Here is an 11973-nt window from a genome sequence, read left to right as displayed (position 1 = left end):
GTCCGGGCCCGCCGCCCCCGACCTCCGGGCGGGCCCGGTCGCTCCGGTCACCGTACGACTGGCGGCCGTTCAGCCCTCGGCAGCGCCCGGCAGGCTCAGCAGCTCACCCAGCCGGGCCGCCGCGTCCAGCATGGCCAGGCCCTGCGCCGTCAGCCGCTGCCGCCACTGCGCCAGCGCGCTCGACAGCCGCTCGGTGCCGCCGGCCGCACGGATCTGCCGCACCACGCTCGCGATCTGCTCCAACGGGTAGCCGCCGCGCCGCAGCAGATGGGCGAGTTCGGCGTCGCGCAGGTCGGCCGCCCGGTAGACCCGGTACCCGGTCGCCGGGTCGCGCTCGGGCCCGAGGATGCCCGCCGCCTCCCAGGCGCGCAGCGTCGCCGGGGTGACCCCGAGCCGGTGCGCCACCTCCCCGACCGTCCACCGCCCGGCGGCCCCGGCCCGTTCGATCGCCGACTCGATCGCCGACTCGATCGCCGGATCGATCGCCGGATCGATCGCCGGATCGATCGCCGGATCGCCGTCGGTGAGGTGCTCGACGGCGCTCCGGACCGATGCCAGGGTGTCGCGGTCGCGCAGCAGCCGGGCGTGCCCGCGGTCGATCTCCGCCAGCGCCTCGTCGGCCTCGCCGCGGTTGACCGCGGCCATGATCCGTCCCGCGGCCGGGTACCCGTACGCCGGGACCAGCGCCAGGTACGCGCGCAGCGCCGCCGCGTGCCGCTCGGTGTAGATCCGGTAGCCACTGGCGGTCCGGCCAGCGGGCGGAAGGAACCCGTCCCGCTCGTAGTTGCGGACCGCCTGGGTCGAGATGCCGTGCTCGCGCGCGAGGTCGGCCGGTCGAAGGGGTTTCACGGGTTTGAGACTTTACCGCGCTTCCACGCGCCCGCAGTGCTCCAAAGTCTCAACCGAGTCATCACGGATACGCTTGAGGCTCATGACTCAGGACATTCGCGACTTCGTGACCCCGTCGTGCGAACTTCTCGCCCTCGGCGAACCCACCCACCAGGAACCGGCCTTCGGCTACGTCCGCAACGCACTCCTCCCCCGGCTGGCCGAGCTCGGCTTCCGGTCGATCGCCCTGGAGACCGACCGGATCGCCGCACTCGCCGTGGACGACTACGTCCGCGGCGGCGCCGGCTCCCTCGACACCGTGCTGCGCGAGGGCTTCACCCACGACTTCGGCGACCTCGACCACAACCGGCGGCTGGTCGCGTGGATGCGCGCGTACAACCGCACCCGCCCGCCGGCCGAACGCCTGGCCTTCCACGGCTTCGACGCCCCGACCGAGAACACCACCGCCCCGAGCCCGCGCCGCTACCTCGAACACGCCCGCGACTACCTCGGCCTCGACCTGGACATCGCGGCCCTCGCCGGGGCGGACGAGCGCTGGGACCAGCCCGAGGCCATCCTCGACGCGGCCGCCTCGATCGGCGACACCGCGGAGGCCGACCGGCTGCGCGTGATCGCCGATGACCTGCTCAACCTGCTCCACCAGCGGGCGCCGGAACGGATCGCCGCCACCTCCCGCGACGCCTGGTACCGGACCAGGACCCACCTCACCGCCGGCCTCGGCCTGCTGCGCTACCACCGCCAGGCGTCCCAGCCGCTCGAACCGAGCGCGCGGATCACCGGCCTGCTCGCCGTCCGGGACACCCTGATGGCCCGCAACCTCCTGGAGATCCGGGAGATCGAGGCCCGCCGCGGCCCGACCCTGGTCTTCGCCCACAACCTCCACCTCCAGCGGTCCGCCAGCAACTGGAGCTCCGCGGAGCTGACCGCCGACTGGTCCTGTGCCGGCGCCATCCTCGGACCGCTGCTCGGCGAGCACTGCACCGTCATCGCCGGAAGCCTCGGCAGCAGCCCGGCCCTCGGCCTCGGCGAACCCGCGCCCGGCACCCACGAGTTCCTGCTCCAGGACCGGTCCGCCCCCTGGCACCTCACCTTGGCCGCCGCCGTCCCGCCCGGCCGGACCCGCACCGACACCATCCCTCGCCAGGGCTACTTCCCGCTCGAACCCGCCACCCTCACCGCGGTCGACGCGGTCCTGCACATCACGGACCCCGCGGCCGTGCCCGCGGGCTGACCCGTCCCGGCCTGTCGGCGCCCGGCCGTAGGGTGACCGGCATGACCGACGACCAGCTCCGGATCGAGCAGACGGTGGCCGCGTGGGGACGGATCGAGCAGTGGCTCGCCCGGCACGCCCCGCGCAGCCACCGGCGGCTGCCGGCACCGGCCACCGAGCAGGAACTCCTCGCCACCGAGCGCGCGTTCGGGCTCCGACTGCCGCCCGACCTGCGCGCGTTCTACCTGCTCCACAACGGCACCGGGCCCGCCGACGACTTCGAGTGGCAGACCCGCCGACCTGATCCGGCCGAGCCCTGGGACCCGGAGACCGACCCCAGCGGCTACCTCCTCCCGAACGGCGGCATCGGCCCGCTCGCGAAGCTGGCGCAGTGGGTCGGCGGGCCCGCGTCCCACGGGGACGAGGACGAGCCCGGCCGACGCCACCTCGCCTTCGCGGGCTCCGACCCGGACGGCCTGTACGGATTGTTCGCCGACTGCACCCCCGGCCCGGGGTACGGCCGGGTCGGGTGCCACGCCGAGGCCGAGGCCCCCGAGCCCGACCGCTGGCCCTCCCTCGCCGCATACCTCGCCGCGGTCGCCGACGCGCTGGAGGCGGGCCGCGCCTTCACCGACACCGGCTGGGCCCCCGCCGTCCGGTACCAGTGCCTGGACTGGGACCTCGCCTGACCGATCATCACCCACACCGCCGGCCAGAGGATCTTCATACCGGCATACAGGTCGTCAACTATCTCCCTAGACTCCCCCCTTGGGCGGACTCAGAGAGGGTGGCAATGCGCGAGTCGGAGGTGGGGGATCCGGGGCGAGTAGGGCCCTACGAGGTGCTGGGGCGGCTCGGGGAAGGCGGCATGGGCGTCGTCTACCTGGCCCGCACGGCCGCCGGGCGGGCGGTCGCGGTGAAGACGATCCGGGCCGAGCTGGCCGCGCAGCCCGAGTTCCGGGAACGGTTCCGCGCCGAGGTGGCGGCCGCCCGGCGGGTGGGCGGGTTCCACACCGCGCAGGTCGTGGACGCCGATCCGGACGGTTCGCCGCCCTGGCTGGCCACGGCCTACGTGGCGGGCGGTTCGCTGCGGGAGGCCGCGCCGCTGGCCGCGGACCGGCTGCACTCGCTGGCCGCGGGGTTGGCCGAGGCGCTCGCGGCGATCCATGCGGCGGGAGTGGTGCACCGGGATCTGAAGCCGTCGAACGTATGGCCATCGGCTCCGCCGACGGCACCGTCCACGTGTTCGATCCGGTCACCGGCGCCGAGCTGGCCACCTTCACCGGGCACGGGATGATGGTGACCGCGCTGGCCTTCAGCCCGGACGGCAGCATGCTGGCCAGCGGCAGTCGCGACGCCACGGTCCGGCTCTGGGACGTACCGGCCCGCCGCGCGCTGCTCACCATCACCGGGTTCACCGACTACGTCGGCTTTCTGGCGTTCAGCTCGGACGAGTCCTACGTCGTCGCGGTCGACGGGGGCGGTGTGCTGCACCGCCTACAGGTCTCCACCGGCCTGGACCTCACCCACCGACCCCTGTTCGGGGTGCCCCGGGCGATGAGCGCCGACGGCGGGACCCTGCTCATCGAGGGCGGCGCGGACCACCGGGCCCACGTCTGGGAGCTCGACCACGACACCGAAGTGGCCTCCCTGCCCGGCTTCGAACGGGGCACCGCCGCCCTCAGCCCGGACGGCCGCACCCTGGCCATGATCGGCTCCACCGGTACCGCCGAGAGCCCGCTCCAACTCTGGCGGCTGCGCCCATGAGTCCCGTTGTCACGTGAGTCCCGTTGTCGCGGCGCCTGCACGCCGCCCGCTCGTACGCGCTCCGGCAGCCGCCCTTTGCGGGAGTTGTCAGACCGACCCTGGCAGCTCGGCCGCCGCGCGGTCCAGCGGCGCCGGCTCCCAGGCGGCGTGGCGCAGGATCGCACTGACGGTCACACCCGACGGGGCCAGCCGCAGACCAGCGTTGCGCAGGGCCACGGCCACCGGGTTGGCGAGCTGCTGGCCCATCCGGCCGGCCTGACGGGCAGCCCTGGCCACCGACTGGCTGCGCGGGCGGCGCTCGGCGTCGTAACGGGCCAATGCTGCCTCGACGGTGGGTCCGGCGGCGAGGGCGGCGGCCAGCACGGCGGCGTCCTCCAGTGCCTGGCAGGCACCCTGGCCCAGGTTCGGGGTCATCGCGTGGGCGGCGTCGCCGAGCAGGACGACCCGGTCGGCGGTGAACGCCGCCAGTGGGGTGACCAGTTCGTGGATGTCGTGGTGCAGCACATCCTCGGGCCGGGTGGCGGCCAGCAGGGCGGGGATCGGCTCGTGCCACGTCCCGAACCGGCGGCGCAGCTCGGCGAGCGGGTCCGGATACCGCACCCCGGCCGGCGAGTTGAGCACGGCATGCCACTCTGCCCGGCCGTCGGCCAGCAGGATGTGGCCGAACTCGGCGCCCCGGCCCCAGGTCAGTTCGAAGTCCGACTCGGAGCCGGAATCGGAGTCGATCGGCCGCTCGGTGATCGCGCGCAGCACCGTCGATCCGCTGTAGACCGGCCCGGGGTGCTCCGGGAACAGCCCTGCGCGCAGTCGGCTGCGGACACCGTCCGCAGCCACCACCAGGTCCGCCGAACGGAGTTCACCGCCCAGCACCACTCGCACCCGCCCCGGCTGCAACCGGTCGACGGCGCTCACCTCTGCCCCGACCAGCAGGCACTCGGGCGGCAGCGCGGCCCGCAGCAGGCGGTGCAGTTCGGCCCGGGGGATGCCGACGATCGGCGTGCCCAACTCCCGCCTCAGCACAGCGCCGTCCATCCGGGCCAGCCAGCCGCCGCCCGGCACCCGGGTGCCCCCGGTGTACTGGGGCCGCGCCGCCGCCCGCACCGCCGTGCCGACGCCGAGCACGTCGAGCGCGCGCAGGCCGTTGGCGTGCAGCGAGATGGCCGCGCCCGCATCGTCGAGGACGGCGGCGCGTTCGGCGACCGTCACCTCCCAGCCGATCCGGCGCAGACCGATCGCCGCGGCCAGCCCACCGATGCCCCCACCGACCACCACCGCAGTGCCGCCCATGTCGGACCCTCCCGCTCTTCTACAGGTGTAGAAGGAAGCGTAGCCCCTCCCTCTACAGGTGTAGAAAGGGGTATGCCCACCGACCGACGCACCGCCCTCGCCGACGCGGCCATCTCCGTGCTCGCCGACACCGGAATGCGAGGCCTCACCCACCGCGCGGTCGACCGCGCCGCGAACCTGCCGACCGGCACCACCTCCGCCTACTACCGCACCCGCCACGCCCTCCTCACCGCCCTCGTCCGCCGCCTGGTCGACCTGGACCAGGCCGAGATCAGGACCGCCGGCGCCCACACCCCCACCATCCGCGACACCGACCAACTCGCCGCCGGACTCGCCGCCTTCACCCACCAGCGACTGACCGGCGAAGGACGCCGCCGCTCCCTCGCCCGCTATGCGTGCGCCCTCGAGAGCGTCCACCACCCCGAGCTCCGCGAAATCCTGGTACCCCGCGCGAACGCCGCCCGCAGCGCCGTCGAGGCCTTCCTCGCCGCACACGGCGTCACCGACCCGGAAGGCCGCACCATCACCCTGCTCACCTGCGTCGACGGCCTCCTCTTCGACCGCCTGATCAACGGCGGCACCATCTCCCCCGACGACGTCATCCCCCTCGTCACCGCCGCCCTCCACCCCCCGGAGCCTCGATAGAGTTCAGCGCGAGGTCCTGCCGCCAGAGCCGTCCGTGACCGCCGCGACACTCGGCCGCCCCACCACCCGCGCCGAAGCCACCGCCCAGACCGGAGACCGCCCCATGCCCGCCGAACGACCGGTCGTGCTCGACCTGCTCCTGCTCGACGGGGTCGCCCCTGAGACGCGGCGGGCGGTGGTCGAGGAGGTGGTCCGGGAGGTGGCCCCCGGGGCGGATTCGGTCGGCGTGGATCTGATCTCCGACGTCCCCTGGCCGCCGGAGGCCCGGGCCGCCCTCACCGCGATCGCCGAGGCGACGGGGGCCAGGGAGGGCGAGACCGCCGTCGGCCTGGACCTGGCGGAGAAGCGGCAGCGCGCATGGTTCGTCACCCTCGTGCCGCGCTCACCATAGCTGCGGAGATCTGGGGCCCGGCCGGATCGGACGTGTCCTTCGCCGCGAGCGACACCGGATCGGTGATCGGGTGGACGCTTCCGGCCGAGCGATGGGACCGGGTCCGGGCGCGGCTGCGGAGTCGGGGCATCGACGCCGACTCGGCCACACGGCCGGCCCCGTGAGCCCGGCCTAGGCCGCCGCGCAGGGGTAGGGTGCCCGGATGGTCGGGATACCGGAGGCGTTCGTGCGGACCACCGTCGAGCGCGAGGGGGACGGCGGCGCGGCGTGGTTGGCCGAGTTGCCGGGGATCGTCGAGGAGTTGCTGGGACGCTGGGACTGCGTGCCGGACGGCGCGGTGACCCACGGCGGGGTGGGGCTGATCGTCCCGGTGCGTCGCCGTACCGGGGAGGAGGCCGTGCTGAAGGTGTCGTTCCCGCATCCGGGCAACGTCCACGAGCCGGATGCATTCGCGGCGTGGGGCGGGCGCGGCGCCGTCCTGCTGTACGAGCGGGACGACGAGCGGTACGCGATGCTGCTGGAGCGGGCCCTCCCGACCACGCTGGCGGAGGTGGTGGACGGCGACGAGCTGTTGACGGTCGCGGGTCGGCTCAGTCGCCGTCTGGCGGTGCCCGCGCCACCCGGGCTTCCGCGGTTGAGCGGGCAGGCCGACGTCTGGGAACACCAACTGCGCACGGACGCGTCCGAACTGACGCACAGTCTGACACCGTACGTGGTGGATGCCGCCCTGGCCACCGTCGCCGAGCTGGGCCGCGCGCAGCCGGACACCGTCGTGCACGGCGACCTCCATGCTCGCAATGTGCTGAGCGCGGACCGGGAGCCGTGGCTGGCGGTCGATCCCAAGGGCCTGGCGGGCGATCCGGCCTACGACGCGGGCACCCTGCTGAAGTCGCGGGCGTTCGCCCTGCTCGCCGCCGACGACCTGGCCGCCGCCGTCCGCCGCACCCTCGACGTGTACGCCGAGGCTGCCGGTCTGGATCGTGAACGCACCCGCCGCTGGGCCCAGTTCCACGCGGTCCAGGCCTCGTTCTGGGGCCGCCGACACGGGTTCCGGCTCGCCCGCGGCGGGCCGCAGCTGGACCTGATCACGCAGTTCGCCGACCACCTGGCCGGTCTCCTGACCCTCGGGTAGTCGCCCCCCGCTCCCCCACCAGCATGGCAGCGCACGGCGCGCACCGGGTGCGCCGGCGCGCTCCCGTACGCCCCTGGACGGGTGTCGCGGGGCGACCGGCGGGAATGGGAGCGTGGGCGCGCACATCGAATCGAGGGGGGAACCATGGCACGTCGATGGCTGGTGACCGGCTGCTCGTCGGGGCTCGGCCTGGCCCTGGCGTCGGCCGCGGCCGAGGCGGGGGACTTCGTGGCGGCGACGGCCCGAAAGCCGGCCGCGCTGGAGGAGCTGGTGCGGCGCTGGCCGGACCGGATCACCCCGCTCGCGCTGGACGTCCGCGACGCCGAGCAGTGCGCGGAGGCGGTGGCCACCACGGCGGACCGGCTCGGCGGGATCGACGTGCTGGTGAACAACGCGGGCAACGGGATCTTCGGCGCGGTCGAGGAGGTCTCCGACAACGAACTGCGCGACCAGTTGGAGACGCTGGTGGTCGGCCCGTGGCGGCTGGTGCGGCTGGTGCTGCCACTGATGCGCGCCCAGGGCTCGGGGCACATCGTGAACGTCTCCTCGCTGGCCGGCCGGATGTCCTTCCCAGGTCTGGCGGCGTACGGCACCGGCAAGTTCGCGCTGGAGGGGATGAGTCAGGCGCTGGCGGCGGAGGTCGCCCCGCACGGGATCCGGGTGACGGTGCTGGAGCCGGGCGGGTACGCCACCCGGTACGGGACGACGGTCGCGCCGTCGGCGGTGCGGCTGTCCGCGTACGCGGGCCCGGCCGACGACATGCTGGGGGCGCTGCGGGCGATGGAGGAAACGCCGGGGATGGGCCGGCCGGCGGACTTCGCGGCCGGGGTGCTGCGGCTGGTCTCCACCGCTGGGGCGCTTCCGCTCCGGGTGCCGATCGGCCCGAGCTCGTTCGAGTTCCTGGAGGCCGTGGAGCAGGCCGCCCGCGAGGAGTTGGCCGCGGCCCGGGCGCTGACCGGCGAGCTCTGACGTCCGGACGTGGGGTGGTGCCGCGGCTCGTCCCCCGACCACCACCCCACGCGCACCCGTGATCCATCACCCCCACGGACTGTCAGTGGCCGGTGACACCATGACCCCCATGACCCCCATGAGCGACCAATCGAACGCCATCGCCGCCTACTGGGACGCCGCCGCCACCACCTTCGACCAGGAACCCGACCACGGCCTCCGGGCCGCACCCACCCGCGCCGCCTGGTCACGACTGCTCGACGCGTGGCTGCCGCCCGCCCCGGCCGACGTGCTCGACGTGGGCTGCGGCACCGGCTCGCTCTCACTCCTGCTCGCCGAGTCCGGGCACCGCGTGACCGGTGTCGACCTCGCCCCGCAGATGGTCGAGCACGCCCGCCGCAAGCTGGCGTCCGCCGGCCTGCCCGCCGACTTCCTGGTCGGCGACGGCGGCGAACCGCCCACCGGCGACCGGTCCTTCGACGTGGTCCTCGCCCGTCACCTGGTCTGGACGCTGCCCGACCCCACCGCCGCGCTCCGCGCCTGGGTCGACCGGCTCCGCCCCGGCGGCCGGCTCGTCCTGGTCGAGGGCCGCTGGCGCGAGTCCGCCGCCGCGGCCACCCCGTACGTCCCGGGCGCCGACCGCCTCCCCTGGAACGGCGGCGTCACCGCCACCACCCTGGCAGCGGCTGTCCGCCCCCTCCTCCCCCACGTCCGCATCGAACCCCTCACCACCGACCCCACCCTCTGGGGCGGCCCCGTCCCCGACGAACGCTACGCCCTGATCGCCCACCGCTGACCCGCCGCACCCCACTGTCCCGACCTGCGGGTCAATCGAGCGTCAATTCGGGTAAGCCAAGGTGGAGTCGGGACAATGGGAGGGAGTGTGTCCATGAGCGGTGAAGACGGCGGCGGCGCACGGCATGCGGTGGTGGTGGGTGCGGGCATCGCGGGGCTGCTCGCGGCGCGGGTGCTGACGGAGAGCTTCGCGCGGGTGACGGTCCTGGACCGGGACGCGTTGCCGGCCGAGGCCGGGCCGCGGCGCGGGGTGCCGCAGAGCCGGCATGCGCACGGACTGCTGGCCCGCGGCTTCGCGGTGCTGCATGAGTTGTTCCCGGGGCTGGCGGACGACCTGGTGGCCCGGGGTGCGCTGGTGCGGGACGCAAATGCGGACGTGAAGTGGTTCAGCGAGGGCCGCCGGCTCAGCCCGACGGCCTCGGACCTGGCGTGTCTGCTGGTGAGCCGCCCGGAGTTGGAGCACTACCTGCGCTCGCAGGTGGCGGCGCTGCCGGGCGTGACGATCGAGGACCGCTGTGAGGTGCTGGAGCCGGTGCTGGCGGCGGGGAGCACCACCCGGGTGGCGGGGGTGCAGGTGCTGCGGCACGGCGCGTCCCAGCCGCAGTCGCTGCCGGCCGAGCTGGTGGTGGACGCGACCGGCCGGGGCAACCGCGGGCCGGTGTGGCTGAAGGCGATGGGCTTCGCCGCGCCGGCCGAGGAGCGGATCGACTCGGGCCTGGTGTACGCCTCGCGGGACTACCGGCGGCAGCCCGGGGACGCCGACGCGGACGCGTACCTGATCGCCGCGACGGCGGAGGTGCCGCGCGGCGGGGTCGCGCTGAGCGGGGAGGGGGACCGCTGGCTGGTGACGCTGTTCTCGATGGACGGCGAGGCGCCGCCGAGCGATCCGGCGACGTACCTCGGTTTCGCGGGCCGCCTGCCGGTGCCGGACCTGCACGGGCTGCTGGAGCGCTGGGAGCCGCTGGGCCCGCCGACGCTGATGCGGATCCCGGCCTCGATCCGCCGCCGGTACGAGCGGCTGAACCGCTTCCCGGAGGGCTACCTGGTGATCGGGGACGCCATCTGCCAGTTCAATCCGACGTACGGCCAGGGGATGACGGTGGCCGCGTGCGAGGCGCTCGCCCTGCGCGACAGCCTGGCCGAGGGCGCCGGACCGGACCTGGCGAAGCGGTTCTTCCGCCGGGCGGCCCGGATCACGGACGTGGCCTGGGACATGTCCGTCGGCGGCGACCTGCGCTTCCCGTCGGTCGAGGGTCGCCGCACGGCCCGGGTCCGGCTGCTCAACCGGTACGTGGCCCGGGTCAACCGGGTCGCCGTGGACGATCCACAGGTGGCGCTGACCTTCCTGCGCGTCGCCCACCTGCAGGCGCCGCCGCAGGAGCTGCTCTCCCCGGCGATGCTCCGCCGGGTCCTGCGTCCGGTCCGCACCGCAGCGGTCTCCTGACCGGACCGTCGCCGACCCCGGCCCGACTTCGGCCTCGACTTCGGCCTCGACTGCCGAGACCCGCCCGTCGCCCGCTACCGGTGCACCGAGCCGCCGGCCCGGCCGGCGGGGTACGGCGGTGCGGCCGGGGCGGGGCCGAGGGTGGTGGTGCCGGGGGCGGCGCGGTGGCCGAGGCCGGTGCGGTAGACGTCGAGGGCGAGTTCGGTGCGGCCGGTGCGGCGGTAGAGGTCGCCGAGCAGGCGGCACAGGTCGGCCAGGTCGCCGGCGGCCCCGGCCCGTTCGAGCAGCGAGAGGGCCCGGACGTAGTGTTCCTCGGCGGTGCCGGTGCCCTCCTGCTCCTCGGCCAGCAGCCCGAGCAGCCGGTGCGCACCGGCCGCGTGGACGGCGCCGAGGTCGGGTCCGGTCCGGTCGAGCAGTGCGGTGAGCAGGTGTTCGGCGTCGCGGTGGCGGCCGAGCCTTCGCAGGACGTCGGCGAGTTCCACGTCGACCTGGTGGGTGAAGAGTTCGGCCTGGCGGGTGGCCAGCATCTGGCGTGCGGTGCGCAGTTCGCGTTCGGCGCCGGTGAGGTCGCCGGCCTGGGCGTGGACGTAGCCGCGCATCCAGTGGCATTTGGCCAGGTCGCAGGCGAGTCGCAGGTGCTGGTAGAGCTCCTGGGCCTTGGCGAGTGAGGCGTCGGCTTCGGCGGTGCGGCCTTCGGCGATCAGGGTACGGGCGACGCTGCGGTGGAGGTGGGCGACGAGGGCGGGGTCGGTGGCGCCGGGGGCGAGGGCGAGGGCGAGTTCGGCGGCCTGCGCGGCGCGGGCGTGGGCGCCCATGTCCATGTAGGGGCCGATGACGGCCGAGTAGAGGAGCAGCAGGGCGTCGGGGTCGTGCAGGCCGGTGGCGTTGAGCTGGTCGATGGTGCTTTCCAGCAGGTAGCAGGCGTAGCGGAGTTCACCGGCGAGCAGGTGGGTGACGGCCCGGCCGCGGACGGCGGCGGCGCGGCGGGGCAGCGGCTGGTCGGCGAGCTGTGCCTCGGCGGTCTCGAAGTGCCGGGCGGCGTCCGCGAGTCGGCCGGCTTCGAGGGCGCATTCGCCGAGTCCGAGGTGGGCGGCGGGCCGGATGTCGGTGAGGTCGGCCTGTTCGGCCCGGTTCAGGACGTCGGTGAAGCGGCGGGCGGCGTCGCCGATGTCGCCGGTGGCGAGGACACCTTGGGCGTCGGCGAGGGCGAGTTTGAGTTCGGCGGCGAGCTGGGCGGGTCGTCCGGTGGTGAGTTCGTCGTAGGTGACGCCGAGGCGTTCGGCGATGTGTCGCAGGGCGGCGTCGGAGGGCTTGGCGCGGCCGGCTTCGAGGGTGGAGACGTAGGCGGCGGTGTAGGCGGGTTCGGCGAGAGCGCGTTGGGTCAATCCGCGCTCGTGTCTGAGGTGTTGGATGCGCTGCCCGATGGTGGCGGTCGGGTGTTCCTCGGTCATGGCCGCCCCTTCGTGGTCCGTTCGTCCGTGCCGTCCCGACCCATTGTCGGGGAC

The 11973-nt window shown here is 74.6% G+C and carries 12 protein-coding genes and 1 pseudogene; 10 read left to right on the top strand and 3 right to left on the bottom strand.

The features are described 5' to 3' along the window. Positions 1-69 precede the first annotated feature (69 nt). Complete coding sequence (locus FHR36_RS35115; protein WP_253804053.1) at positions 70-849, bottom strand: TioE family transcriptional regulator; 780 nt, start codon at positions 847-849, stop codon at positions 70-72. A gap of 82 nt (positions 850-931) precedes the next feature. Between FHR36_RS35115 and FHR36_RS35110 the strand changes: the two genes are divergently transcribed. From FHR36_RS35110 to FHR36_RS35095, 4 genes and pseudogenes are all read left to right on the top strand, one after another. Next, positions 932-2080: an erythromycin esterase family protein gene (locus FHR36_RS35110; RefSeq protein WP_253804051.1), complete on the top strand. Its 1149-nt coding sequence runs from the start codon at positions 932-934 to the stop codon at positions 2078-2080. A 41-nt stretch (positions 2081-2121) separates the two neighbouring features. After that, a complete protein-coding gene (locus FHR36_RS35105; protein ID WP_253804050.1) occupies positions 2122-2748 on the top strand; it encodes an SMI1/KNR4 family protein in 627 nt (208 codons plus the stop codon). Between the two features lie 104 nt (positions 2749-2852). Beyond that, positions 2853-3269 (top strand): annotated as a pseudogene (locus tag FHR36_RS35100) (protein kinase domain-containing protein); the annotation flags it as partial. 32 nt (positions 3270-3301) lie between these two features. Next, positions 3302-3826 carry a WD40 repeat domain-containing protein gene (locus FHR36_RS35095; protein ID WP_253804049.1) on the top strand — a complete coding sequence of 175 codons (525 nt, stop codon included), beginning with the start codon at positions 3302-3304 and terminating at the stop codon, positions 3824-3826. 87 nt (positions 3827-3913) lie between these two features. On the opposite strand, the gene FHR36_RS35090 is transcribed toward FHR36_RS35095, so the two are convergent. Beyond that, on the bottom strand, positions 3914-5113 hold the full coding sequence (locus FHR36_RS35090; RefSeq protein ID WP_253804047.1) for an FAD-dependent monooxygenase: 1200 nt from the start codon (positions 5111-5113) through the stop codon (positions 3914-3916). Positions 5114-5185: 72 nt separating this feature from the next. On the opposite strand from FHR36_RS35090, the gene FHR36_RS35085 reads away from it, so the two are divergent. From FHR36_RS35085 to FHR36_RS35060, 6 genes are all read left to right on the top strand, one after another. Then, positions 5186-5758 carry a TetR/AcrR family transcriptional regulator gene (locus FHR36_RS35085; RefSeq protein ID WP_253804045.1) on the top strand — a complete coding sequence of 191 codons (573 nt, stop codon included), beginning with the start codon at positions 5186-5188 and terminating at the stop codon, positions 5756-5758. 34 nt (positions 5759-5792) lie between these two features. After that, entirely contained in the window at positions 5793-6149 is a 357-nt protein-coding gene (locus tag FHR36_RS35080) for a hypothetical protein (RefSeq protein ID WP_253804042.1), read from the top strand. A gap of 202 nt (positions 6150-6351) precedes the next feature. Continuing rightward, a complete protein-coding gene (locus FHR36_RS35075; RefSeq protein ID WP_253804040.1) occupies positions 6352-7281 on the top strand; it encodes an aminoglycoside phosphotransferase family protein in 930 nt (309 codons plus the stop codon). A 144-nt stretch (positions 7282-7425) separates the two neighbouring features. Further along, positions 7426-8250 (top strand): SDR family oxidoreductase, encoded by an 825-nt coding sequence (locus tag FHR36_RS35070; RefSeq protein ID WP_253804038.1) that lies wholly within the window; start codon positions 7426-7428, stop codon positions 8248-8250. A 118-nt stretch (positions 8251-8368) separates the two neighbouring features. Beyond that, positions 8369-9025 carry a class I SAM-dependent methyltransferase gene (locus tag FHR36_RS35065; protein ID WP_253804036.1) on the top strand — a complete coding sequence of 219 codons (657 nt, stop codon included), beginning with the start codon at positions 8369-8371 and terminating at the stop codon, positions 9023-9025. A gap of 93 nt (positions 9026-9118) precedes the next feature. Beyond that, the gene (locus FHR36_RS35060) at positions 9119-10468 is read left to right on the top strand and encodes an NAD(P)/FAD-dependent oxidoreductase (RefSeq protein WP_253804034.1); all 1350 of its coding nucleotides are present in this window, start codon (positions 9119-9121) and stop codon (positions 10466-10468) included. A 74-nt stretch (positions 10469-10542) separates the two neighbouring features. Here FHR36_RS35060 and FHR36_RS35055 read toward each other — a convergent pair whose 3' ends face one another. Beyond that, positions 10543-11919, bottom strand: coding sequence for a helix-turn-helix domain-containing protein (locus tag FHR36_RS35055; protein WP_253804032.1), 1377 nt, complete (start codon positions 11917-11919; stop codon positions 10543-10545). Positions 11920-11973: the final 54 nt, after the last annotated feature.

It is taken from the genome of Kitasatospora cinereorecta (assembly GCF_024172095.1).
GTDB classification, from domain to species: domain Bacteria; phylum Actinomycetota; class Actinomycetes; order Streptomycetales; family Streptomycetaceae; genus Kitasatospora; species Kitasatospora cinereorecta.
This window is presented reverse-complemented; position numbering and strand designations above follow the sequence as displayed.